Below are 24697 nucleotides of genomic sequence, written 5' to 3'. Positions count from 1 at the left end.
GGTACGCACACGTCATTGAAGCATACGGGCCGAAAAGACCTATGTCCATTGGGTAGCCCGCTATGTCCGCTGCAGTGACCTGCGCCATCCGTCGGTGAGTTGTCGGGTTGAGGTGGGGCGGCTTTGGGGGAGGGAGCTTCTCTTCCGGACAGGGTATGAAGGGCAATCGGGCCCTTGAGGTAAACTGCGGCTTTTGCACGGGCAGTCCTGCTGCCAATGGATTCTGAGTGAGCGATCTTTTTTCCCAAGGAACGGTGGATGCCGGGGCTCCCCTGGCGGAGCAGTTGCGGCCCCGCTCGCCCGATGAGGTGATCGGCCAGCAGCATCTGCTGGGGCCGGGCAAGCCCCTGCGTCTGGCGTTCGAGTCGGGCCAGCCCCATTCCATGATCCTGTGGGGGCCGCCCGGGGTGGGCAAGACCACCCTGGCGCGCATGATGGCGACCCAGTTCCACTGCGAGTTCATCGCCCTTTCCGCCGTCTTCTCCGGCATCAAGGAGGTGCGGGAGGCGGTGGCCCAGGCCGAGATGTGGAAGGCCCAGGGCAAGCGCACCATTCTCTTCGTCGATGAAATCCACCGCTTCAACAAGGCCCAGCAGGACGGCTTTTTGCCCTTTGTCGAAAGCGGCCTGTTCACCTTCATCGGCGCCACTACCGAGAATCCTTCCTTCGAGGTCAATTCGGCCCTGCTCTCCCGGGCCTCGGTCTATGTCCTGAAGTCCCTGGACGAGGCCGAGATGGGCCAGTTGTTCGACCGGGCCCGGGAAAAAGCCCTGGCGGACCTGGATTTTGACGACGAGGCCCGCACCCGCCTGATCGGCCTGGCCGACGGCGATGCCCGGCGCTTTCTCAACCTGCTGGAGCAGGTGCGTACGGCGGCCCGCACCGCCAAGCTGGCCAAGGTAGACGGGGCTTTCATCGAAGCCACCATGGCCCAGAGCCTGCGGCGCTTCGACAAGGGCGGCGATGCCTTCTACGACCAGATTTCGGCCCTGCACAAGTCTGTGCGGGGCTCCAACCCGGATGGTGCCCTCTACTGGTTCTGCCGCATGCTGGATGGCGGCGCCGACCCCCGTTACCTGGCCCGGCGCATCGTGCGCATGGCCTGGGAAGACATCGGCCTGGCCGACCCCCGGGGCAGCGAGATCGCCATGAACGCGGCCCAGACCTACGAGCGCTTGGGCTCGCCGGAAGGGGAGCTGGCCCTGGCCCAGGCGGTGATCTACCTGGCCTGCGCCGCCAAATCGAATGCCGCCTACAACGCGTATAATGCGGCACGCGCCTTCGTCGCCAAGGACGGCTCCCGCCCGGTGCCCGAGCACCTGCGCAACGCCCCCACCAAGCTGATGAAGGATCTGGGCTACGGCAAGGATTACCGCTACGCCCACGACGAAGCCGAAGGCTACGCCGCCGGTGAGAACTACTTTCCCGACGGCATGGCGCCCGCCACCTGGTATCAGCCGGTGGAGCGGGGCCTGGAAATCAAGATCGGCGAAAAGCTCGCCCACCTGCGGGACCTGGATGCCCAGGCCGCCCGCAAAGGCAAAAAAGGCTAGCCACAGAGGGCACAGAGGGCACAGAGACACCGAGTGTCATGGCAGACCAACTGACCCAGCAGATTATCGGCGCCGCCATCGAGGTGCATCGTCTGCTGGGGCCGGGGCTGCTGGAGAGTGTCTATGAGGAGGCCCTCTGCCATGAAATGTCCCTACGGGATATTCCCTTTGCCCGGCAGGTGGCGGTGGAGGTGGTGTACAAGGGCCGGGTGATTGCCGGCCAGCGCCTTGATCTGGTGGTGGCCGATGCCGTGGTGGTGGAGCCGAAGTCCCAACGGGCGTTGCCCGAAGCGGTATCGGCCCAGGTCTTGTCCTACCTGAAGGCAACTGGCTTGAAACGTGGTTTACTTATCAACTTTGGCGAGCCCAGGCTTGCCGACGGCGTGAAACGATTTTCTCTGTGATCTCTGTGCCCTCTGTGGCAAAAAGGTTTTGATTCCATGCTCGACATTCAACTGCTCCGCAACGACCTCGACGCCGTGGCTGCCCGCCTGGCGACCCGCGGCAAGGCTATCGACTTCACCCAGTTCTCCGCCCTGGAGGCCGAGCGCAAGACCCTGCAGACCCGCACCCAGGAGCTGCAGGCCAGCCGCAATTCCCTCTCCAAGCAGATCGGCATGTTGAAGGGCAAGGGCGAGGATGCTTCCGAGGTGATGGCCCAGGTGGCAGCCATGAAGACCGAGCTGGAGCAGGCCGAAGCCCGCCTCACCGAGCTGCTGGGCGAGTTCAACGCCATCGTCGCCGCCATTCCCAATCTGCCCAATGAAACCGTGCCGGTGGGCAAGGACGAAACCGACAACGTGGAAGTGAAGCGCTGGGGCACGCCCCGCACTTTCGACTTCGAGGTCAAGGACCACACCGACGTGGGCGAATCCCTCGGCCAGCTGGATTTCGCTGTGGCCGCCAAGATTTCCGGCGCCCGCTTCTCCGTCATGAAGGGCCAACTGGCCCGCCTGCACCGGGCCCTCGCCCAGTTCATGCTCGACACCCACACCGGCGAGCACGGCTACACCGAGGTCTACACCCCCTACCTGGTGAATGCCGCCAGCCTCTTCGGCACCGGCCAGCTGCCCAAGTTCGAGGAAGACCTGTTCAAGATCGCCCGGGCCGATGCCGAGCCCCTGTACCTGATCCCCACCGCCGAAGTGCCGGTGACCAACATCGTGCGCGACGAAATCCTCGCCGCCGAGGCCCTGCCCCTGAAGCTGGTCTGCCACACCCCCTGCTTCCGTTCCGAAGCCGGCTCCTACGGCCGCGACACCCGGGGCATGATCCGCCAGCACCAGTTCGACAAGGTGGAGCTGGTGCAGATCGTGGCCCCCGAGAAGTCCGCCGAGGCCCATGAAGAGCTGACCCGCCACGCCGAAACGATCCTGGAAAAGCTGGAGCTGCCCTACCGCCGCGTCACCCTGTGCACCGGCGACATGGGCTTCTCCGCCGCCAAGACCTACGACCTGGAAGTGTGGTTGCCGGCCCAGAACACCTACCGGGAAATCTCCTCCTGCTCCAATTTTGAGTCCTTCCAGGCCCGCCGCCTGCAGGCCCGTTTCCGCAACGAGAAGAACAAGCCGGAGCTGGTGCACACCCTCAACGGTTCCGGCCTGGCCGTGGGCCGCACCCTGGTGGCCATCCTGGAAAACTTCCAGAACGCCGACGGCTCCGTCACCGTGCCGGCCGTGCTGCGTCCCTACATGGGCGGCCTGGAGAAGATCGTCGCCGCCTAAGTCGCGTCGCTCTTCGCCAAAGCAAAGGCCGGGAATATCCCGGCCTTTTTCTTTGCCCCGGCTGCAAGGCAGACGGGACGGACCTTCCGGCATGGCCTGCCTGGAGAATGGCTTGCTGCCTGCCTCTGCGCCATGCCCCGTTCGACCCTGGCGCCTTGCCTGCCCGGCGGTGCCTCAGTGTCGCTTCTTGCTCTTCTTGTCGCCCTTTTTCTCCTTCCTTTCTACCACCGGCTTGGGCGGAATGTAGGGCGGCTCGTGGCGGGTGAGGATGTCGTAGAAGATGCGGATGTTCTCCACCATGATCACCGCCTCGCCACCCCGGGCGCGGCCGCTCTTTAAGCGCCGGTAATACTCGGGGCGGGAGAGCAGGGGCAGCACCCGCTTCATCTCGAACCAGGAATCCGGGTCCGCCTCGGTGCTGGGGGCGATGGCCAGGCCGCCCTTCATGTGGCCCAGGCCCAGGTTGTAGGCGGCCAGGGCCATCCAGGTGCGGTCCGGCTCCTTCACCGTTTCCGGCAGCTGGTCCCGGATGTCCGCCAGGTAGCGGGCGCCGGCGCTGATGCTCTGTTTCGGGTCGAGTCGGTTGGAAACGCCGAGCCGGTCCGCCGTTTCCTCGGTCAGCATCATCATGCCCCGCACCCCGGTGGGGCTGGTGGCCATGGGGTCCCACTGGGATTCCTGGTAGGCGAGGGCGGCGATGAGGCGCCAGTCGATGCCGGTGCGGGCCTGGGCCGATTCGAACTGGGTGCGGAAATCGGGCAGGAGGCTGCGGGTGCGCTCGAGGAACTGCACCACGTCGAACTGCTTCAGGCGGCGCACGTGGCCGAAATAGCGGTCCTTCAGGCGCACCAGGGTGCCGTCCTTGTGCACCCGGCCGAGGAAGGCTTCGGCCTTGGCCACCAGCTCCGGGTCCGCGTCCCCGGGGAAGAGCCAGGCGATGGGCTGGGGCTCGCCGATCTGCAGGGTGGCGCTGAGCTGGGGATAGTAGTTCTGGGCGATGTCGAGGATGGGGCCGTCGGTGAGGGCCAGCTCGATGCGCTGCTCGGCCACCGCCTGCAGCAGGTCCAGGTCGCTCCATTCCGGATGTTCCTGCACCGTCACCGGCGGATTGAGGGCCGGCAGCCCGGCCAGCAGGTCGGCGTGGCGGCTGCGGGCCACCACGTGTACGGTGCGTCCGGCCAGCTGTTCGGTGCTGGTGATGGGCAGGGAGGCCTCGTGCTGCACCAGCAGGTGGCTGCTCTGGAAGAAGGGAGTGGTGGCCTGGAATTCGCTGTTGGCCACGCCCGGGTGCCAGACCAGCCAGGCGGCGGCCATGTGGCCGGCGCCCCGCTTCAGGGCCTGGGCCACTTCCCGGTAATTGCCGACGGAAACCAGCTTCAGCTTGAGCCCGGCCTCCTCGGCGAAGAGGCTGACCAGGTCGTACTCGAAGCCGGCCCCGGCTTCGCCGCCGTTGTCCTGGGCGCCGGGGGTGTAGGTCAGGGGGCCGGGGCTGGTGAGAACCACCAGCTCGTTGCTTTCCCGCCAGGAGGCCACCTTCCTGTCGGCACAGGCGTAGACCAGGACCAGGGTAAGCAGGGCAACCAGCAGCCAGCGGAATACCTGTGGACGCATCCTCGCCTTTCCGGGGTTGTCCGGGAAAAAAGTTCCCGGATTGTGCCATGGACGCCCAGCCCGACAAAGGGGCCCAGGTCAGCGCCCGGGGCGGCGAATCGTGCTAAAATCCGCCTCCCCGGTGAGGTACCGAAGTGGCCATAACGGCGCTGACTCGAAATCAGATGGTCAGGGAAACCTGGCACGTGGGTTCGAATCCCACCCTCACCGCCACTCCTTTTCTGCTTCTTCCGGCGGCGCCTGCCGCCCGCTGCGGGGACGACCCCGCCAGCGTCCGTGCCTTGGGGACGGCCCCGTTGCCACGGAGGTCGCCCATGTTTTCCCCCACTACTGTCTTTTTCCTCTCGCCCCTGCTGGCCTGGGCTGTGCTGCTGCTCGCCGGTCTGCTGGAGATCGGCTGGGCCCTGGGCCTCAAGTCGGCGACCGCTTCCTCCCGTCCGGCGCTGATGTGGTCCGCCACCCTGGCGGCCATGGCGGCGAGCATGGGCCTGCTGGCCCTGGCCCTGAAACAGCTGCCCCTGGGCCTGGCCTATGCGGTGTGGACGGCCATCGGCATCGCCGGCACCGCCCTGGTGGGGATTTTCCTGCTGGGGGAATCGGCCAGTCCCCTGCGTCTGTGCAGCATCGGCCTGATCCTGGCCGGGGTGGCCGGGCTCAAGCTGAGCGCCTGAGCCCTTTGTTTCTCAGGCGCCGCCGCCGGGCGGGCGCATCGCCAGCAGGGTCTCGGAATGGTAGTCGCGGCGGTAGAGCACCACCACGATGATGCTGGTGACCACCAGGAACAGGCCCGGACCCACCAGCCAGGTGAGGGCGGCGAGGCCGAAGTAGTAGGCCCGGATGCCCCGGTTGAAGTCGTCCCCGGCGTAGCTGTTCACCGCCGCCATGCGCCGGGCGCTGGCTTCCAGTTCCGGATCGGTGTCGCAGCTGCCGGTGGGGGCGGCGCCCACCAGGATGGAGAGCAGGTTGAACTGGCGCAGGGACCAGGTGAATTTGAAATAGGCAACGACGAAGACGCCGAAGAGCAGCAGCAGCTTCAGTTCCAGCAGGTCCCGGGTGACTTCCCGGGCGAAGGGGAAGTCGGCGGTGACGGAGACCACCTTGTCCAGGGTGCCGAGCACGGCGAAGAGGCCGGCGATGATGTAGATGGTGGTGTTGGCGTAGAAGGAGACGCTGTTCATCAGGTTGCCGATAAGGGAGGCGTCGGTGATGCGCACTTCCCGCTCCAGCAGGCGCCGCGCCCATTGCAGGCGGTAGGCGTGGCCCTGGCCCACCAGGTTTTCCCGGGCGTGAGGCCCCCGTTCGGCGAAGAAGACGTAGCCGATCCAGCAGAAGAGGAACCAACTCAGGGCGCTCCAGTCGAGCAGGGTCAGATGGGCCAGGGGGCCTTGGGGCATGGGGAATTCCGCGTCAATGAAAGCCGATGGGCCGATTTTGCCACAGCCGGAGCCGGGCCGTTCCCGGCGCCGCGGGGCGGCTTCAGATGACCCGGCTCTTGGCCGGCACGTGGCGGGCCAGGAAATCCATGCGTTATGTAATCGTATATATGTGTGGCGTATTGAAAAGGCCTGACTGTAGATGGATACAGCAAGTGCGCAACGCTTTTAGGTGTTGCTCATTGTTAGGCGGAGCATCCTCAACAATTTGGCTAGTCCTTCGCTTTGGCTGAGACGTGGACTTCCTGTAATTCGTACTTTGGGGAAGTGGCCATCGGAAAAATCCTTCTTGGTTGTCATTTCGGACCACTACGGCAAGAGGCGAAACTCATCGCGCGGGGGCTCAAGATGGCATTTCTGAGTAGGCTTGTTCAAGCCTTTCCGTTATTTCTTGTAATGAGAAGCCGAGCGCTCGGCTCCAAGCGCGGAACTCAATAACGTCCAACCGGCGCTCCCCGCGCTCACATTTACTGACAAAGCTCTGCGTTTCGCCAAGTCTTTGAGCCAGTTGTTCTTGGGTTCCAGTTTTGCCGGGATATGCCCATCAGGGGCGTGAGTACGGGCTTCCCAATGAGTTTATTAAAGTTATGAACTAAGATGCTGACATAAATATGGGAGGGCTTGTGAAGCTAGAGCGCTTTGGAAAGATTCGTGGCCACAGAATTTTCAAGAATTTCAACTGGCCGGCGACCCTGGAAGATTTTGGCCGTTTTAACCTCATTTATGGGTGGAATGGCACGGGCAAGACAACTGTGTCAGGGTTGCTGAAGTCCCTTCAAACAGGGACACCAGTCCTTGAAGGCGATGTCGATTTTGTTCTGGATGGCAGCACTGTTACAGGTAAAGACCTCTCTCAAGTCGGATTGCCGCAAGTTCGCGTCTTTAATCGAGATGCGGTCGCACGTAGCGTTTTTGAGAGCAGTGAAGGAGCGCTTGGTCAGTTACCCCCTGTGTATGTTTTTGGTGAGGAAAGCGCAGAAAAACAGCGGCAGCTTGATGCCCTAAAAACAAATCTTCCCACCTTCACGGAGGCAGTCCGGGCGGCGGCGGCCCAAGAAACCAAAACAAAAAAGGAGCTTGACGACTACGCAACAGCTGCTGCTCGTTCCATCAAGAATCTCTTGGTTGCGCCAGGAGGCAGCTTCAATAACTACAACGCTGCTGACTTCAGGACGAACATGTCGCGGCTCAACGCTTCTCTGCCGCCTCAACTATCCCCGGAGGTGCGCCAAGCACTGCTCGACATGAAGGACGCCCAGGCTTTGCCATTAGTGCAACTAGCAGCAGTTGCCTTTCCTGACCTGCCAAAGCTCCAGCAGGAAGTGCAAGCGGCTCTTAGAACAAGCGTGGTATCCGCCGTTATTGACGAGCTGACGGCTAACCCAACGGTTGCTACCTGGGTCCAAAGCGGTTTGTCGCTGCATACTCAGGGTGGAGATGCAGCAGCCTGCAAATTCTGCAATCAACCGCTACCCGCCGCGCGATTGCGCCAACTAGAGGCTCACTTTAACGACCAATTTCGTCAATTCAACCAAAATTTAGCAGTACTGGTCGGCCGCATCGAAAATGCAGCCAATTCCATTGGAGTTCTTACTCTGCCTGAGAGTAAGGACCTCTACCCGGAGCTTCGACAGGAATATGACAAAGCGTGCGGAGAATTAAGACTTCATCTCAATAATGTTCGTTCTGGATTGCTAGCTCTTGCAAGAGCAGTAAGGGTTAAGCAAGAGCGAGCGTTTGAAAGTCTTGAACTCAGGAGTCTCCTAAGCGGTGGGAGTGGCCTTCCAGATGACGACATGTCCATATTGGCAAGGCTCATGGAGGCACTTTCCGCAGGATTGTCATCTTTGGGTGAGTTCATGGGAAGACTCGCACTCGAGCGCGTTAATGCTTTTCTTACAAAGCACAACTCCAAGACTGCGTCGTTTGCTGAGGAGGTGAAGTCCGCACGTGAGCGCCTGCATTTCCATGAGTTGTCTGTCGCATTACCCGAGTGGTCGGAGAAGCTGACGCAATTTGAAGATGCAACCAAAGCTCATTCGGCAGCCAAGGAGTCGTGGGGCAACGCTCGACGAGATGTGCTGGCACTCGAGAAGGACATCCGCAATCATCGTCAACCTGCTGATGAGTTAAACCGCGAATTGGTGTCTTATCTTGGACACGACGAAATCCAAGTTACAGTGGAGGACACCGGATACCGGCTCGTCAGGCGCGATGGCGCAGCTACAAACCTTAGTGAAGGAGAGCGAACTGCCATCGCTTTCCTGTACTTCCTGAAGTCGTTGCAAGACCGTTCGTTCGACCTTCAGCAAGGCATCGTTGTCGTCGATGACCCTATCTCGAGCCTCGACACAAACGCCATTTACAGCGCATTCGGCTTCATGAAGCGAAGATTGTGTGACGCTGGGCAGCTTTTTGTCCTGACCCACAACTACACCTTCCTACGGCAGGTTAAGAATTGGTATGGCCATCTAAACAGAGTACGGGGCCCCAAACCAGCCAGATATTTCATGCTTCGGGCGTCTTATAGGGATGGACAACGTAGCTCTGTCCTAGAGTCACTGGACCCGTTCCTCCGTGACTACGAATCCGAATACCATTTCTTATTCAAACGGGTGGTTGAGGCGAGTGCGCTCCCCGGTGGGGGGGCATTACAGTCTTACTACGAACTTCCTAATCTCGCTCGGCGTTTGTTGGAGGCGTTCTTGGTTTTCAAGGTGCCCGACCAGAAGACTCTTCACGCCCGACTCGAAGCTGTCGACTTTGATGGTCCTAAGAAAACTCGTATCCAGAGATTCCTGGACACACACTCTCACGCCGAGCAGATAGGTGAAGGCCATGACGATGCATCAGCCCTGGGAGAGGCGCCGGAGGTATTGCGAGATGTTCTTTCGCTGATTAGAGAGTGTGACGAACGGCATTTTGAAAGAATGCAACTCACTATTTCTCCTCCAGCATAACCTTAGGTCAAGACATGACGGCACATCATTTGTGTGTCAAAGACAAAACTCAGCGGATTAAACAGACATGAGAAAAATTTCTCCTGACGATGTCAGAGACGACTTTCGGCAACAGCTGGCCGACCTGAACAGATTTCATACGGCTGGCTGTATAGCCTTCGCAAGTGAGACCGACCAGTCCACGTTGACTGAACACAGTCTGCTAGCTGCTGCGGTGACCTGGGAGGGCTTCGTTAGCGATATGTTCATCGCCTATATCAACCGCGATGCCTCGAGGTTTAAGCAACATCTTGCGAACTCTTTTAATGTCTATATAGACGCCTCCTCCACTCCAAAGCGTGTGTTCGAAGCATTCGGGAGTCTCAGGTTTCCAACTCATCTGAACAAGGCAGATGTACTGGCTCTGGCTAACAGTATGGGGAATAACATTACCTTCCCAAACTTTGGGCAACTTGAAGAGAAAGCCTGTTCGTGGCTGGTTGCAGCTCACGCTGCGAAATTCACAGCGCTTACTGTGCAGCAGAAAGCAATTATCAATTCTCTCATCGCCCTGAGAAATCACATTGCGCACCGGAGCCAACGCTCCCTTGATGCAATGAATGACACTTTGGCTCAGGGCTCACTTTTCCCTACGGGTATTAAGCGTCTTGAAAATCGCTTTCATAATGTCGGGGCCTGGCTAAAGTCAATTCCCGTTGGGCACAATCGAACACGGTTTGCCATCATCATGAATATTCTCGATGACGTAGGTGCAACCTTCTAGCCCGCCATGCGGGGTGACTTGTGCCGTTTTGGGGCCGCACGTTTTTACTAAACGACCGGAGGGGCGCGTTCCCGAGCGAGTTGCGGGGCTGTTCGGCGCGAGTAGGTGACTCCAAAGACTACAGATTTGGCCTCCGCGTGAGGGGCTCCACGCTAGACCCTTGTTGTCGATGCTGCTGAAGGTCTTTGATTACATCGTCCCGGATTCGAAGCAACTCTTCAAGTTCCTTGATGCGTGCATCTAGCCGGTAGTTAATTCTAGCTAATGCCTTCACCTCTTCTTGAGCCTCCTCGGCGAGCCGCAGATATTCTTTCTGCTTGGTCTCCGCTCGCGCTCGCTCCGCCCGGGTTTCTTTCAACAAGGCGCGTGGCGTTGTGTCGTTAATTCGGCGTAACTCTGAAAGCACTGGCTCATGGAATCGGTAAAGAGTGACGCGGTCTACTCCGGCCTCTTTTGCCACGGAAGCGGCAGTGAGCTTTGAGCCCTTTTTGACGACTTGAGGGTTGCCGTTAACGATTCGGCGGACAGCCAATTCAAGTCGTTCTCGTGTTTCTTTGAGCGACTTCTGTTTCTGCGCCGCAAGTGCGCCTCGCGCTGCCTCATGCATGCTCATGGTGCCTCCCGGCCATCAAGAGATTTCAATACACGTTCCGCTTGCGCCAGAATATGACGTGCCCTGGCTTGTCCCCCTGGCCCGATATCCTCGAGCGTCAAGACCTCCAACTGTTGGTCTCGGATGCCTTCCCAAACTGGCCTGTGCTCTTGGCCGATGATGCCGAACTTGCAATCGACGCACATCTGCGCCTCAAAGACACAGAGACCACCACACCCGGCCCCCTTTGCGTTTCCGACGCACCAAGAGTGCCCTGTGCCGTTGAGCGTAATCGTGCTGGCGTACTCCTTAATCAAGGCCTCCTTGTTTGGCGCCGTACGCACGGATGCCCGCCAGTCCCGAAGCCAGTGGCCGCCGTTGGCGAGCGGGGCGTCTGAATCAAGGTAGCCATTCATGATTTCCGATTGGCGCGACTGCTTTTCTGAAGTGACCATCTCAAGCAGTTCGGTATCTACTTCGTACTCATCAGCACCACCATCAGCGTAGAGGACCGTCATGTCTATGGTCCAGTGGCCGAAATGGTCGCGGAGCGTAATCAGGTCCCCAAGCTCTGAGCTAGCCATAAAGCGGGCATAGGTCCGGCGGAACTGGTGTGCGTGAAGTCGGTACGCCTTGCCAGCGCTGTCGCGGATACCGAGGTCGGCACAGAACTTCTTCAAGTCATGGTTTATCGTGACACCAGGGAGTACGGTAATTCCACGCTGTAGCTGCTTCAGCGGCCGCATCAGGAACAAGGAGGATTTCATCTTGCGCAGGGCATCCAGGCGTTTGACTAACTTATCCCGCCCCTTGGCGTTTGAGTGAGCTACACGGGCCGCAAGCGCACGTTCCTCCTGCTCGATGGCCACACGTAGAGGAGCAGTGAGCAGGGTAAGGACATTGACAGCTTCACTCACAATTGGCGGCACCATCCAACGCTTCGGACGCATTCCAGTCTTGTATATCGTCCCGTGGAGCCAGAGAACGTCTGTTGAGCCGTCTCGAGTCTTACCCGGCGCGACGCAGTCCACCTGGAGCGACTTCATTTCAGAATCGCGGATGCCCGAAAAAAGGTCAATGACGATGTAGCAGGCTGTGCGAAGCCGCACCATATTGGCCACCAAGTCCCCCCAGCTTCCAAAGCCAAACTCACAGGCAACAGAAGTTTTCGCAACTGATTGAGCGGTAGTTTTTAAACCCGCATCTTGCTTCTCTCGTCCGACTTCGTCTGCGGCAAGGAACGCAGCAATAATGTTGCTACTACGACGCTGAACATAGTCAATTGCAAGCTCTCCTAGGGCACTTGCGATTGCATCAGGAATTACATCCGTTCTAGGTTTAAGGTCCATCGACCTTCCAGACAGGGAGGTCGTCGTCTCTCCGGGCCATGGATGAACGCTAAGAGCGTCTGCGAGGTTGTCTTTTTGGCGGTAGAGGTCTTCAACAACCAGCAGTCGATGTGCAACCGTCTCGCCGGAAGCTGCCTCTCCATTCTTCCTGCGCCTCGAATGGTCGATATAGCCGGACGTCCTGCCCTCAAGCTCAGCAAAGCGACGTAGGCTGATAGATGTCATCCAGCGCACAAGGTGCATCAGGTCGGTTGCCTTCCGCACCAAGGTTTGCATCGATGGCCGTTTACGACCTTCGATTGGGCTGGCGTAGAGCGACCAAATAAAGTCCTTCGATGACTCTAGTAGCCGCGCATGCTCTGGGTCAGTAAGAAGCCGTCCATCAGGCAGTGGTACTCGCCAGTCAATCTGCATTTTCCCTGGCGTTAGGTTTGGTGTCTGTATATACGGGTAGAAGTCCCAAGCGTAGTCTTCATAGCGGCTGACGACATGTAAACCGCTCGGCTCTCGAGCAACGGAGACTGGCAGCTTAGCCTTTTCGGCTGGTGCGAATGAAGCGATTGGCCTGAGGTCGAGCTGATGGGCAATCAAAACATGGACCCCTTCCACGCCGGATGCGGATTTACCTGGGCTTCATGTCGGGCATTCGCCACTTTGTCCTGAGGGAACTGTGAAGCGATGTCTGTATCGATTCGCCGGATGATAGGGCCATAGGTTTTTTCCCAATGAATGGGATTAAGCTTCCGCCGCTCAGACAGCAGGCGGTAATAAAAACTGAAGAGCCGCCAAAGGTCGTCCTCGAAGACGCACATGGACGGGCACTTAAAGCAAGCAAAGAACTTCTGGCAAACAGAGTCGTTCTCTCTAAAAGGGTTTTTGCAGCGTGCAACCCCGGTGTTGTAGCCGCCGGCAAGCAGGTTCTCGATGTCTTGCACTGGAATCTTTCCATCGGCAGCAATCAGCACTTTGCCCCCGACCTCTATCCGAGAGAACTGCCCTACCATGCTGTCGAGGACGATGGCGTGGTTCCGTTCGGCTTCTAGGGGCGCCGAGAGGTAGTGGCGAGCCGTTGTTTGAATGTTGGCATGCCCCAGTGCCTGCTGTACGCGACGAATATCTCCGGTACGCCGATATAAGGCATTAGCAAACGTGGGACGAAACCTGGAGACGTTAACCTTGAGCGGTTGGCCGCGGTCATCAATCAGGTTATGTCTCTGAGAGAATCGCGCCGCACCGTTGTTCGCATTCCTGAAGTCCAGTCGCGCAACGCGACCCTTTCGCTCACCTGCAGTAATCTGCCATAAGAATGCAGCAGACTTATCACGTTGCTCTGCCTCATCGACCAAAGGGGCCGTGTAGGCGCAAAGAAAGCGGAAATGGTCTCCGATACTCGATGGAATTGGTTCTATCAGTGGGGAGTTTTTCGGCGCCAAGGCGGCCTTCCTTACTGATGAGGCATGGGTCGACCAGCCTCGACGTTTCGTGCTAACTAACAGTTCCCGGTCTTGTAGTGGATGCTCGCGCAGCGCATGGCGGTTAAGGTCAAGCAACGACTGCAAATTCCGCGCAGTCGTGAGAGCAAGAACTATCAGATGAACAATCAGGACTTGCAAAGGTGCTAGTTCATCAACTTTGTTTTCGTGGATACACCGCAAGTCTGCGTTGAGCGCTTCAATAATTCTTTGTTGCTCGCTATCCGAATACGGCTCTCGTTTGCCGGAGAGGCGATTCGCATTTGGAAATGGGTTGAAGGGAAAGCTAAGGTTCCGACTGACGGAATTGGGCACACGCCCTTGCCGATTAACAAGCACTGCTTTCAGTCCGTCGAAGAGCTTTCTGCGAACGCCTTCCCCTAAAGGTTTCCCCTTCTGCTTCCCCGTAGATACCGTCTGCAACGCTAGCCAGGTTATGTAACGGTCTAGCAACTCACGGTCTATCTGGTCAAGTCGAGCTATTTGTTCTCCAGTGGCCTGGAGTGCATCGAGAAATCGGAAGAAGACCCTACAGGGAGTTTCCCGACCCTTGAGCGTTACGCCCACGTTTTCATGCCGTAAGCTCCAGAATGCGTCACGAAAATGACCAGCCAAGTCATCTCGGCCATTGGTCCGATAAGGCTCAAAGTCGAACTCAATCTTTCCATGGTGGGGGCAATCGATTACGAATTGCCAGCCCGGCGGCATATCTACGACGCTTGCACTGGACTGAAGCCTGGCCTTTCGGTCAACCTTGTGTCTGCTGAGCGCCATTCTTGAGGGCATGTAGAATTTCGAGTTGGTAGCCGTCTATATCGTCGTTTTGCACCAGGTCAGCGGTATGGACGTATATCTCTGTGTTAGAGATGGAACTGTGGCCCATCCTGTCGCGCACCCACAGCAAGGCTTTGCTCCTACCCTCCTTTTCGCTTATGCGCAGCAGTTCATATGTCCCGTAGGTGTGTCGCAGCATATGCGGATGGCACTTTATTTTTGTCTTCGTGCTGACGCGAGAAAATTGGTTGTTCAGATAGCGGACAGAAAGTTCTTCGCCGTAGGCCGAAAGGAAGAGCCGAGTGCTTTCGACGCCGTGCTTGCTCTCGTATATCGCGTTCAGCTTCGGCCATATCGTATTGAAATATTCCCAGAGTGCTACGGCAAGGTCGTACGGCACCATGACAAAACGTCGTTTTGAACCCTTGGTGGGGGTTAGTGCAGGGTCGAGAACCATTGGTATTTGCTTGCCAGTATCGCGCCCCGCCGGATTAGGGACAACGCGGTAATCCAAACCTACAATCTCTTGTCGGCGCATCCCTGTAAGCAATGCCAAGTACCCCATGAGTTTCAGGGAGTGGGGGGTCATTGCATCCAAGAAGCGAATGGCCTGCCCCATATGAAGAAATGGGGGTACGGGCTTATGCGTGGGTACCGTCAATTCGTTCGCAGAGAACCGTCCACCGGAAGCATCGACATGGGCAAGTAATCCAGCCGGTTTCGGTACCGAAATATCTTCAAAGTCAAACGGCAGGGCGTGCGTCCTTCCGTGTTGTGCCGCCCACTCGTAGAAGCGATGGATGCATCGAAGGCGCTGGTTAACCGTACTTCGCGAGCATCCACGTTCAAGCATGGCATCACGCCATGCGGCGAGATGCTGTTGGTTCACGGAGTCCCATGCATACTCATTGGCCTCAAGGAATGCGAAATACTCGTAAAGGTCGTTTCCGTAAGTTCGCCATGTGTTTGGGGCGCGAGTACGTCCTTTGACGATGGCAATATGTCTAAGGAATTCATTTGGTGCTTGAACCAGCTCCATCTCGGCATCACACAAAAACGGGATGTCTGGCCGAGAAACCCCTTGGCATTGGAAGTCTGAGTCCGTAAAGAACAGCTTCATCAGAGACCAGCTAATCGCAGAGCGGACGTAGCGCTTCGGAAATCGGCACGAAGCAGATGTATGGCGAGGTCAATAGCCCCGCCGCCGCCGCTGTTGCTTCTGGTGTCGAAGAACGTTGCTTCCGTCAAGAGTAATTCAAAGTCACGCCCTTGGACGGAAGCGTGCCAGCGTGTAGTCGTTCTGTCCTTGATTGGTTCGAACGTTGGGTCGCGCTTGGCGTGGGCTGCAAGGGCAACCAGTACCCCTGCAGCGTCCATGCGGCGCCAACGCTCAAGCTCGCTTTCACTAACCCTTGGCATATCCCCCAACCTATAGCTACTCGGCTTTTATAAAAAGCCTGCTACTCGACTACGAGTTGAGTATTGTAACTATTCGGCTATGTCTAGCAACATGTTGAGAGAGAAATAACATCTGGTCGGCCAGGATCTGGCGGTTGGAGAGAATCAGGAATTCGGCCCGGTTGGGCACGTAGGGCAGGTAGAGCAGTTCCATGCCGGCCTTTTCCAGCAGGCGGGCGCCCTTCTTCTGGTTGCAGGGCATGCAGGCGGCCACCACGTTGGTCCAGGTGTCGCTGCCGCCCTTGGAAATGGGGATGACGTGGTCCCGGGTCAGGCGCTGGCTGGAAAATTCCCGGCCGCAGTAGGCGCACAGGTGGCGGTCCCGGTGGAACAGTTCCCGGTTGGAGAGGGGCGGCACGTGGCGGTTGTAGCCTTGGCCGTGGCTGTGGCCGCGCAGGGCGATGATGCTGTTGGCGGTGATGGCGGAGCGCTGGCCGGTGAGGCGGGAAATGCCGCCGCGCAGGGTGAAGGCGTTGTCGCCCGCATCCCAGGCCACCATTTCCCGGGCGTAGTAGAAGCAGGCCTCCTGCCAGGAGATCCAGCGCTGGGGCACTCCGTTCTGGTCCAGGGCCAGGATCAGGGGCGCACAGGCGTACTCGGCCAGCAGGTGGGGGGCCGGGAGGCAGTGCGGGGGCGGCAGGCATACCGGATCGTTCATGGGAGTCCATAAAAATCATCGGTTTGCGCCAGAGTAACAAAGGCCGCCGGCTTTTCCTAGGGCATGGACTGGCTGCCAGGTGGCGGCTGGGGAAGGGGAGGCTTTCGGGTATCCTTGCGCCTGTATGGCAGCGGCGGCTCCGATTTTCCCCCGCTGCCGCCACTGCCGCGGCTGCGGCCCTGTCTTCCATCCATTTGTCTGCCCGATCGTTCCATGGCTGCCCCATCTTCCACCCTCAAAGCCGCCCTGGTGGTTTCCCTGCTGGCCCATGCCGTGCTCCTGGCCTGGGGGCGCTGGAGCCTGACGCCCACGCCCAGCGCGGCGGCTGGCGGCATGCGGGTGGATCTGCGCGGCGGCCGGCCAGCTGCCGAGGCCCTGCCCCGGGAAGCCCAGTTGGCGCCGCTTTCCCGGCAGGTATCGCCGAAAGTGCCGTCCCGCCTGCCTGAGCGGCCGGCCCCCATCTTGGCCGTTCCCGGCGCCACCGCCCAGGTGCCGGCCGCTGCCGCCCGTCCGCCGGCACCGGCCGAGGCTGCGCCGGAGCGGCGGGGGGAGGGGGAGGGCCATGCCGGCGCGGCGGCCAGTCCGGCGGCCGGTGGCGGCGAGCGGGGCGCGGCAGCGCCGGCCCGGGAAGGCGCCAGCGGCGATGCCCTGCGCCAGTACCGCCTGGCCCTGGCCCTGGAGGCGCGGCGCTTCAAGCGTTATCCGCGGCTGGCCCGGGAGCGGGGCTGGGAGGGGACGGTGGAAGTGGTGGTGCTGGTGGGCGGTCCCGCCGGCCTGGCCGGCACGGTGCAGTTGCAGCGCTCCAGCGGCTATGGACTGCTCGACGACCAGGGGCTGGAAATGCTCAACCGGGCCCTGGCCGCGACGCCGCTGCCGGAAGCCCTGCGCGGCCGGGAGCTGCGGCTGGTGCTGCCGATCGAATTCAAGCTGGAGGAGTAGGGGGTGGGCCGGCCCTAGAGGTAGTCCGCCGGCGGCGGGGGCAGGTCCAGGCTGTGCAGGCGGAAGTGGCCTTCCCGCTTGTCGGCGTAATAGCGCTCCAGGGCGAAGCGCACGCTGCGGAAGGCCAGGTCGTGCCAGGGGATGTCGCTTTCCTGCAGCAGGGCCGTTTCCAGGCTTTCCTCCCCCGGGCTGTGGCGGCCGTCCACCAGCTTGCCCATATAGAAAAGATGGACCTGGTTGATGTGGGGCACGTTCACCACGGCGAAGAGGCTGCCGATTTCCACCCGGGCGCAGGCTTCCTCCAGGGTTTCCCGGGCCGCGGCCTGGCCGGTGGTCTCCTCGTTTTCCATGAAGCCGGCCGGCAGGGTCCAGTAGCCGTGGCGCGGTTCGATGGCGCGGCGGCAGAGGAGGATGCGCTCCTCCCATTCGGCAATACAGCCGATCACCAGCTTGGGATTGAGGTAATGGATGGTGCCGCAGGCGTCACAGACGTGGCGGGGCAGGCTGTCTCCCGGCGGGATGCGCAGGTGCACCGGAGCGCCGCAGTGGCTACAGTAGTTCATCGCGGGAGGAGGAGTGTGCGTGGCGCATGTTTGCCAGTTTAAAACAGTTTCCGGGCCCAAATAAGAGACATTTGTCCTCGCCTCCGGGCCCTTGGGACACCATAATGAATGGCAAAATGGATCGCCTCCGGGGGCCAGAATCCGCCGGCTGGCGGAGTTTTTCTGGGGCTTTTGTCCGGCCCGATGCTATTTTGCTCAGCCGTAAGGGTTGTTGCTAGAATGGCATACACCGAATTAATACAGCAGGCGCTGCCGGAAGGGCAGTGGGGGGAAGCATGTTTCTCATCATTGGTTATGTAGTCATCCTGCTGGCCTCGGTTGGCACCTACGCCATCCACGGCAGCCTGGCTGCCCTGTGGGTGCCCGCCGAATATGCCGCCATCGTCGGTCTGGTGGTGGGCGCCTTCGTCGCCAGCAACAGCATGAAGGTCATCAAGAAGACGGTTGGCGCCCTGCCTTCCATCTTCAAGGGCTCCAAGTACACCAAGGCCCTCTACATCGACCTGCTGGCCATGCTCTTCGAAATCCTCGCCAAGGTGCGCAAGGAAGGCCTGATGGCCATCGAAGCCGACGTGGAAAACCCCGAATCCAGCCCCATCTTCAGCAAGTACCCGGACATTGCCGGCGACCACCACGTCCTCGATTTCATCACCGACTATCTGCGCATGATGGTGGGCGGCAACCTCAATACCCTGGAAATCGAAGCCCTGATGGATATGGAAATCGAGACCCACCATCACGAGGAAGAGGTGCCGGGCCATGCCATGGCCAAGGTGGCCGACGGCGCTCCCGCCTTCGGTATCGTGGTGGCGGTGATGGGGGTGGTGAACGTGATGGGCTCTGTGGGCCAGCCGCCCGCCGTGCTTGGCAAGATGATCGGCGGCGCCCTGGTGGGCACCTTCCTCGGTATTCTGCTTTCCTACGGCTTCGTCTCGCCCATCTCCAGCCTGCTGGAGCAGAAGGCCCACGAAGGCTCGAAGATTTACCAGTGCATCAAGGTGGTGCTGCTGGCCGCCATGTCCGGCTACGCTCCCCAGGTGGCCATCGAGTTCGGGCGCAAGGTTCTCTTCTCCGACGTCCGCCCGTCCTTCCGCGAACTTGAAGAAGAACTCAAGGCTCGCAAGGGCAAGTAAGTCCTGAACCCTTTTGCCCGGTAAGCGCCGATGAGCGACGATTCCTCTCGCCCCATAGTCATCAAACGCATCAAGAAGGGTGGCGGCGGCCACCACGGCGGGGCCTGGAAGCTGGCCTACGCCGACTTCGTCACGGCCATGATGGCCTTCTTCCTGCTGATGTGGCTGCTCGGCTCCACCGCCAAGGGCGATCTGGAAGGCATCGCCGAGTATTTCCAGAATCCCCTCAAGGTTTCCATGCAGGGCGGCTCCGGTTCCGGCGATGCCACGGCGGTGATCCAGGGCGGTGGCCTGGACCTGACCCGGCAGAACGGCCAGGTGCGCAAAGGCGAGGACGCGGCCAAGCACAGCGTTTCCAAGTCCTCCGAAGAAGCCAAGCAGCGCGAACGGGCCATGCTCAAGGAGCTGAAGAAGCGCATCGAGGATGCCATCCAGAGCAATCCGGCCATCCAGCAGTTCAAGAACCAGCTGCTGCTGGACATCACCAGCGAGGGCCTGCGCATCCAGATCGTGGATGAGCAGAACCGGCCCATGTTCGACCTGGCCGGCGACCAGCTGAAGCCCTATACCCGGGAAATCCTCAAGGAAATCGGCAAGGTGCTGAATGCGGTGCCCAACCGCATCACCCTCTCCGGCCATACCGACGCGGCCCAGTTCGCCGCCGGCGCCCGGGGCTTCTCCAACTGGGAGCTGTCCGCCAACCGGGCCAATTCCTCCCGGCGCGAACTGGTCAGCGGCGGCATGGACGACCACAAGGTCCTGCGGGTGGTGGGCATGTCCTCCACCGTGCTGTTCGACCGCAACGACCCCCTCAATCCGGTCAATCGCCGCATCAGCATCGTCGTCCTCAACAAGGAGACGGAAGAGGCGTTCCTGCGGGACGCCGCGCCTGATGTGGAAGTGAGCAATGACGCCATCCCTGCGTCCGAAACGCTGACCCCCGGCACCAAGGTGCCATCCGGGCGCCCGCCCCTGTAGAATGTCCGGTCAGCCAGCACAAGCAAACTAATAAGGGGAGACTGGGTACGATGAACGGATGGGCCAAATTGTCTGGCTTCGGACTGGTATGGGCGTTGCTCGTGGCGGCGACCATGGCGGCGATCGATCCTGCCCTGCGTGGCGCCCCCTTTTCCGTCGGCATCGGCGCCATCGTCGTCGGCTGGCTGCTATTTTCCCTGTTGCTGCGCGATTCCTCCGCCGACGGCAAGGAGTCGTCCGGCGGTGACGTGGCCGCTGGCGAAGGCGTGCGCCTGCTGGCCGAGACCGGCGAGGTGATGCAGCGGGCCAGCGACGAATTCCACAGCCAGTTCGAGGAAGCCCGGGCCGACGTGACGCGGACCCAGCAGATTTTCTCGGAAGCCATCGGCACCCTGATCCAGAGTTTCACCGCAATGAGCCAGCAGGCCCGGCGTCAGCAGGAGCTGGGCACGGGCATCATCAGCAGCCAGCGCGGCGAGGACGGCGCCGCCGATTTTGCCGGCTTCGCCCAGCACACCTCGGAAACCCTGCACGCCTTCGTGGACAGCGTGGTGGCCAACTCCAAGCTGGCCATGGAGCTGGTGGAAATGACCGACAAGATGTCGGAACAGATGAAGCGCATCACCGGCATGCTGGGCGAGATCGAAGGCATCTCCAAGCAGACCAACCTGCTGGCCCTCAATGCCGCCATCGAGGCGGCCCGGGCCGGCGAGGCGGGCCGGGGCTTCGCCGTGGTGGCGGACGAGGTGCGCGACCTCTCCGGCCGCACCAGCCACTTCAGCCAGCAGATCCGCGGCCAGCTGGTGACCATGCAGCAATCCATCGAAATGACCGAGCAGGCCATCAACAAGATGGCGGCCCAGGACATGACCTTCGCCCTCAAGTCCAAGCAGGGGGTGGAGGTGGCCATGCAGAACATCGAGGCCCTCAACCACCGTACCGGCGAGACCATCGACGAGCTAAACCACATCTCCGAGAGCATGGAGCAGAGCGTCAATCAGGCGGTGGTTTCCCTGCAGTTCCAGGACATGGTGACCCAGCTGCTGTCCCACGTGAATGGTCGGCTCGAATCGGTCCAGGCGGTGCTGGGCGAGGTCCGGGCCCTGGCGGCTGCGGCCCAGTGCGGCCAGGGCGAGATGTCCGCGGCCCAGGCCGACAGCCTGCGGCAGTCGCTGCTCCAGGCCCGCACCCAGGTGGACGGCCTGCGCCAGCGCACCTCCAATAATCCGGTGAGCCAGGAAGGCTTCAACACCGGCGAAATCGAACTCTTCTGAAAATCGGAGTCTCCCATGCCCAAAACCATTCTTGCCGTCGATGATTCCGCCTCCATCCGCCAGATGGTGAGCTTTACCCTGAAGAGTGCCGGTTATGACGTGGTCGAGGCCGTGGACGGCATGGACGGCCTGGAAAAGGCCAAGGCCCGCGCCATCAACCTGGTGCTGACCGACCAGAACATGCCGCGCATGGACGGCCTGACCCTGATCCGCACCCTGCGCGGCCTGCCCCGGTACAAGGCCACGCCCATCCTGATGCTGACCACCGAGTCCTCCGACGCCATGAAGACCCAGGGGCGCGCTGCCGGCGCCACCGGCTGGCTGGTCAAGCCCTTCGATCCCCAGAAACTGGTGGAAGTGGTGAAGAAGGTGATCGGCTGAGCCGCGGCCCCGGTCCCCTTCAGTCCCTGCGTCGGTCAGAGAGGCGAACATGGCCATCGACATGAGCCAGTTCTACCAGGTGTTCTTCGAGGAGTCGGCGGAGCACCTGGCGGAAATGGAATCCCTGCTGCTCGGGCTGGACGTCGGCGCCCCGGAGGATGAGGACCTCAACGCCATTTTCCGGGCGGCCCACTCCATCAAGGGTTCCTCCGGCACCTTCGGCTTCACCGACCTGACCGCCGTCACCCACGTCCTGGAAACCCTGCTCGACCGACTGCGCAAGCACGAGATCGGCCTGCGCCCGGAAATGGTGGATGCCTTCCTCGAGGCCGGCGATCTGCTCAAGCTGCTGCTGGCCGCCCACCAGGGCGGCGAGGCGGTCAGCGCCGAGGCCCAGGAGGCCATCTGCGAAAAGCTGCGCCAGCTGTCCCGGGACGAAGGGGCCGGGGCGGTTGCTGCCGTTGTGCCGGAAACCGTTGTGGCCCCGGCGGAAAGCAGCGTTGATGGCGGCTGGGAAATCGAGTTCGTGCCGACGCCCGCTTCCCTGGCGGTGCCGGAAACCCTGGAAAATTTCCTCGAGGACCTGGGGCGCCAGGGGCGCCTGGAAGTGCTCAGCCGTTCCAGCGGCCCCGTTCCCTCCCTGTGGCAGCTGCGCCTTTACGGCCAGGTGGCGCGGGAATCCCTGGCCGATTCCCTCGATTTCGTCGCCGAGACCGATGCCTGGCGCCTGTCGCCCCTGGCAGCCCCGGCGGCAGCGGCCGACGAGGCTTTCGGCCTCTTCGACGATGCCCCCGGAGCGCCCCAGGACGAGACCGCCTACGGCTTCTTCGACGACGCCCCCGGCCTGGCCCCCGCCGCGCCTGCCGCGATGGCGGAAGAGGGGGATGGCTACGGTTTCTTCGATCCCTTGCCCGAGCCGGTGGCGGCAGAGGATGCCCTGGCCCCCATCCCGGCCGTGGCTGAGGAAGGTGAGGGCTACGGCTTTTTCGCCCCCCTGCCCGATCCTGCTGCCGCTCCGGCAGCGGTGGCTGAAGAAGGGGATGGTTACGGCTTCTTCGAGCCTCTGCCGGCCAATGCCGGTGCGGCTGCCGGGGTGGCCGAGCCTCCTGTGCTGGAGGAAGGGGAGGGCTACGGTTTCTTTGTGCCGCTCCCCCAGGCCGGCACCATGCCGGCGGTGAGCGAGCCTGCGCCCGCTCCGCTGGCGTCGCCTCCGGCCGCTCCTGCGGTGGCTCCGACAAGCGTTGCCGCCGCGGCGCCGGCGCCACTGGCGCCGGCAGCCGAAGCCCGCGTCGAAAGCCGTCCGAAGGCGCCGCCGGTGGCCGCGGGCGACAGTTCCATCCGGGTCGGGGTGGAAAAGGTGGACCAGCTCATCAACCTGGTGGGGGAACTGGTCATCACCCAGGCCATGCTCCTGGCCACGGCCCAGGAAATGCAGGAGGCGGCGCCCGAGCGTCTGCTCAACGGCCTGACCCAGCTGGAACGCAACAGCCGGGATCTGCAGGAAGCGGTGATGTCCATCCGCATGCTGCCCATTTCCTTCGTCTTTTCCCGTTTCCCCCGGGTGGTACGGGATCTTTCCGGCAAGCTGGGCAAGCAGGTCGAACTGAAGATGAGCGGCGAGACCACGGAGCTGGACAAGGGCCTCATCGAAAAGATCACCGACCCCCTGACCCACCTGATCCGCAACAGCCTGGACCACGGCATCGAATCGCCGGAGAAGCGCGTCGCCGCCGGCAAGCCGCCGGGCGGCACCATCACCCTCAAGGCGGCCCACCAGGGCGGCAACATCGTCATCGAGGTGGGGGACGACGGCGCCGGCCTGAACCGCCAGAAAATTCTCGCCAAGGCCCGGGAGAAGGGCCTGGCGGCCTCCGACCAGATGAGCGACCAGGACGTGTGGGCCCTCATCTTCGAGCCCGGCTTTTCCACCGCCGACCAGGTGACCGACGTTTCCGGCCGGGGCGTGGGCATGGACGTGGTGCGGCGGAATATCCAGGCCCTGGGCGGTCGCATCGAGATCGAATCCATGACCGGCATCGGCACCCGCATGACGGTGCGCCTGCCCCTGACCCTGGCCATCCTGGACGGCATGAGCGTGGCCGTCGGGGAAGAGATCTATATTATTCCCCTGTCCTATGTGGTCGAGTCCCTGCAGCCGAAGCCCAGCGATATCAAGACGGTTTCCAACCAGGGCCGGGTGATCCAGGTGCGGGGCGAATACCTGCCCGTGGTGGTGCTGCACGAGGTCTTCGCCGCCGAGCCCAAGGTGCGGGAGTTCCACCAAGGGATCATGGTGGTGCTCAATGCGGACGGGGCCAAGGCCGCCCTGTTCGTGGACGGACTGGTGGGCCAGCACCAGGTGGTGATCAAGAGTCTGGAACAGAACTACCGCAAGGTGCAGGGCGTGTCCGGCGCCACCATCATGGGGGACGGCCGGGTGGCCCTGATCCTGGATACCTCGGCCCTGGTGGCCATGGCCAAGGGCCAGGCGACGGACGGGGCAGCCTGAGCGAAGGAGCGAGACAGTGGAAAACTACAATGCCGGCAATGGCGCCACCGACGAAGACCAGGTGGCCAGCGAATTCCTGACCTTCACCCTGGGCCAGGAGGAATACGCCATCGATATCCTCAAGGTCCAGGAAATCCGCGGCTACGACATGGTGACGCGGATCGCCAATGCGCCCGAATTCATCAAGGGCGTCATCAACCTGCGGGGCCTGATCGTGCCCATCGTCGATCTGCGCATCAAGTTCAAGCAGCCCAAGATCGAATACACCCCCTTCACCGTGGTCATCATCCTCAACGTGATGAGCCGGGTGGTGGGCATCGTGGTGGACAGCGTTTCCGACGTCATCGCCCTGACCCCGCCCCAGATTCGCCCCGCCCCGGATTTTTCCGCCAGTTTCGATACCCGCTTCATCCTGGGCCTGGCCTCGGTGGAAGGACGCATGCTGATCGTCACCGACATCGAGCAGCTGATGAGCACCCGGGACATGGAACTGATGGACGACGTGGCCGCCCTGGCCTGAGACAGGCACCCAGACAGAGAAAATTGCTTGGCCGCCGGAAGCGGTGGCCGGAA

Annotated in this window: 22 protein-coding genes and 1 tRNA gene; 14 read left to right on the top strand and 9 right to left on the bottom strand. The window is 61.1% G+C overall.

Features of this window, described 5'->3' with window-relative positions; genetic code table 11:
* Positions 1-227: 227 nt before the first annotated feature.
* From ACLSSQ_RS13640 to serS, 3 genes are read left to right on the top strand one after another with little or no spacing between them, the layout of a single operon-like run.
* On the top strand, positions 228-1553 hold the full coding sequence (locus tag ACLSSQ_RS13640) for a replication-associated recombination protein A (protein ID WP_172974788.1): 1326 nt from the start codon (positions 228-230) through the stop codon (positions 1551-1553).
* Positions 1554-1591: 38 nt separating this feature from the next.
* On the top strand, positions 1592-1957 hold the full coding sequence (locus ACLSSQ_RS13635) for a GxxExxY protein (RefSeq protein WP_416243003.1): 366 nt from the start codon (positions 1592-1594) through the stop codon (positions 1955-1957).
* Positions 1958-1993: 36 nt separating this feature from the next.
* The gene (gene serS, locus ACLSSQ_RS13630; RefSeq protein ID WP_287874225.1) at positions 1994-3277 is read left to right on the top strand and encodes a serine--tRNA ligase; all 1284 of its coding nucleotides are present in this window, start codon (positions 1994-1996) and stop codon (positions 3275-3277) included.
* A 174-nt stretch (positions 3278-3451) separates the two neighbouring features.
* Here serS and mltF read toward each other — a convergent pair whose 3' ends face one another.
* Positions 3452-4888, bottom strand: a complete 1437-nt coding sequence (gene mltF / locus ACLSSQ_RS13625) for a membrane-bound lytic murein transglycosylase MltF (RefSeq protein ID WP_416243002.1) — start codon at positions 4886-4888, stop codon at positions 3452-3454.
* Between the two features lie 120 nt (positions 4889-5008).
* On the opposite strand from mltF, the gene ACLSSQ_RS13620 reads away from it, so the two are divergent.
* Positions 5009-5101, top strand: a tRNA-Ser gene (locus tag ACLSSQ_RS13620).
* A gap of 101 nt (positions 5102-5202) precedes the next feature.
* Entirely contained in the window at positions 5203-5559 is a 357-nt protein-coding gene (locus ACLSSQ_RS13615; RefSeq protein ID WP_416243001.1) for a DMT family transporter, read from the top strand.
* Positions 5560-5571: 12 nt separating this feature from the next.
* On the opposite strand, the gene ACLSSQ_RS13610 is transcribed toward ACLSSQ_RS13615, so the two are convergent.
* Both ACLSSQ_RS13610 and ACLSSQ_RS13605 read right to left on the bottom strand, forming a co-directional pair.
* A complete protein-coding gene (locus ACLSSQ_RS13610; RefSeq protein ID WP_014236784.1) occupies positions 5572-6282 on the bottom strand; it encodes a DUF599 domain-containing protein in 711 nt (236 codons plus the stop codon).
* A 382-nt stretch (positions 6283-6664) separates the two neighbouring features.
* Positions 6665-6829, bottom strand: coding sequence for a helix-turn-helix domain-containing protein (locus ACLSSQ_RS13605; RefSeq protein ID WP_416244295.1), 165 nt, complete (start codon positions 6827-6829; stop codon positions 6665-6667).
* Between the two features lie 115 nt (positions 6830-6944).
* On the opposite strand from ACLSSQ_RS13605, the gene ACLSSQ_RS13600 reads away from it, so the two are divergent.
* Both ACLSSQ_RS13600 and ACLSSQ_RS13595 read left to right on the top strand, forming a co-directional pair.
* The gene (locus tag ACLSSQ_RS13600; protein WP_416243000.1) at positions 6945-9281 is read left to right on the top strand and encodes an AAA family ATPase; all 2337 of its coding nucleotides are present in this window, start codon (positions 6945-6947) and stop codon (positions 9279-9281) included.
* A 67-nt stretch (positions 9282-9348) separates the two neighbouring features.
* Complete coding sequence (locus tag ACLSSQ_RS13595) at positions 9349-10044, top strand: HEPN domain-containing protein (protein WP_416242999.1); 696 nt, start codon at positions 9349-9351, stop codon at positions 10042-10044.
* 118 nt (positions 10045-10162) lie between these two features.
* Here ACLSSQ_RS13595 and ACLSSQ_RS13590 read toward each other — a convergent pair whose 3' ends face one another.
* From ACLSSQ_RS13590 to ACLSSQ_RS13570, 5 genes are all read right to left on the bottom strand, one after another.
* Positions 10163-10657: a hypothetical protein gene (locus tag ACLSSQ_RS13590; protein WP_416242998.1), complete on the bottom strand. Its 495-nt coding sequence runs from the start codon at positions 10655-10657 to the stop codon at positions 10163-10165.
* Positions 10654-12576 carry an integrase gene (locus ACLSSQ_RS13585; protein ID WP_416242997.1) on the bottom strand — a complete coding sequence of 641 codons (1923 nt, stop codon included), beginning with the start codon at positions 12574-12576 and terminating at the stop codon, positions 10654-10656. The genes ACLSSQ_RS13590 and ACLSSQ_RS13585 overlap by 4 nt, the downstream gene beginning before the upstream one ends.
* A complete protein-coding gene (locus ACLSSQ_RS13580) occupies positions 12573-13772 on the bottom strand; it encodes a tyrosine-type recombinase/integrase (protein WP_416242996.1) in 1200 nt (399 codons plus the stop codon). Before ACLSSQ_RS13580 ends, ACLSSQ_RS13585 begins: the two co-directional genes overlap by 4 nt.
* A gap of 433 nt (positions 13773-14205) precedes the next feature.
* Entirely contained in the window at positions 14206-15351 is a 1146-nt protein-coding gene (locus ACLSSQ_RS13575; protein ID WP_416242995.1) for a tyrosine-type recombinase/integrase, read from the bottom strand.
* 348 nt (positions 15352-15699) lie between these two features.
* The gene (locus tag ACLSSQ_RS13570) at positions 15700-16347 is read right to left on the bottom strand and encodes an HNH endonuclease (RefSeq protein WP_416242994.1); all 648 of its coding nucleotides are present in this window, start codon (positions 16345-16347) and stop codon (positions 15700-15702) included.
* 213 nt (positions 16348-16560) lie between these two features.
* Here ACLSSQ_RS13570 and ACLSSQ_RS13565 point away from each other — a divergent pair, with 213 nt between their 5' ends.
* The gene (locus tag ACLSSQ_RS13565; RefSeq protein WP_416242993.1) at positions 16561-17286 is read left to right on the top strand and encodes an energy transducer TonB; all 726 of its coding nucleotides are present in this window, start codon (positions 16561-16563) and stop codon (positions 17284-17286) included.
* 14 nt (positions 17287-17300) lie between these two features.
* Here ACLSSQ_RS13565 and ACLSSQ_RS13560 read toward each other — a convergent pair whose 3' ends face one another.
* Positions 17301-17849 (bottom strand): NUDIX hydrolase, encoded by a 549-nt coding sequence (locus ACLSSQ_RS13560; protein ID WP_416242992.1) that lies wholly within the window; start codon positions 17847-17849, stop codon positions 17301-17303.
* Between the two features lie 275 nt (positions 17850-18124).
* On the opposite strand from ACLSSQ_RS13560, the gene motA reads away from it, so the two are divergent.
* The 6 genes from motA (at position 18125) to ACLSSQ_RS13530 (ending at position 24644) form a co-directional block, all read left to right on the top strand.
* Positions 18125-18982, top strand: coding sequence for a flagellar motor stator protein MotA (gene motA / locus ACLSSQ_RS13555; RefSeq protein WP_014236788.1), 858 nt, complete (start codon positions 18125-18127; stop codon positions 18980-18982).
* A gap of 30 nt (positions 18983-19012) precedes the next feature.
* Positions 19013-19960 (top strand): flagellar motor protein MotB, encoded by a 948-nt coding sequence (gene motB, locus ACLSSQ_RS13550; RefSeq protein ID WP_014236789.1) that lies wholly within the window; start codon positions 19013-19015, stop codon positions 19958-19960.
* 113 nt (positions 19961-20073) lie between these two features.
* Positions 20074-21234 (top strand): methyl-accepting chemotaxis protein, encoded by a 1161-nt coding sequence (locus ACLSSQ_RS13545; RefSeq protein ID WP_416242991.1) that lies wholly within the window; start codon positions 20074-20076, stop codon positions 21232-21234.
* A gap of 15 nt (positions 21235-21249) precedes the next feature.
* The gene (locus ACLSSQ_RS13540) at positions 21250-21615 is read left to right on the top strand and encodes a response regulator (RefSeq protein ID WP_416242990.1); all 366 of its coding nucleotides are present in this window, start codon (positions 21250-21252) and stop codon (positions 21613-21615) included.
* Between the two features lie 49 nt (positions 21616-21664).
* Complete coding sequence (locus ACLSSQ_RS13535) at positions 21665-24124, top strand: chemotaxis protein CheW (protein WP_416242989.1); 2460 nt, start codon at positions 21665-21667, stop codon at positions 24122-24124.
* Between the two features lie 16 nt (positions 24125-24140).
* The gene (locus tag ACLSSQ_RS13530) at positions 24141-24644 is read left to right on the top strand and encodes a chemotaxis protein CheW (protein WP_130459976.1); all 504 of its coding nucleotides are present in this window, start codon (positions 24141-24143) and stop codon (positions 24642-24644) included.
* The last annotated feature ends 53 nt before the right edge of the window (positions 24645-24697 follow it).

Origin of the sequence: Azospira sp. APE16 (genome assembly GCF_047901315.1) — a bacterium.
GTDB lineage: Bacteria > Pseudomonadota > Gammaproteobacteria > Burkholderiales > Rhodocyclaceae > Azospira > Azospira oryzae.
This window is presented reverse-complemented; position numbering and strand designations above follow the sequence as displayed.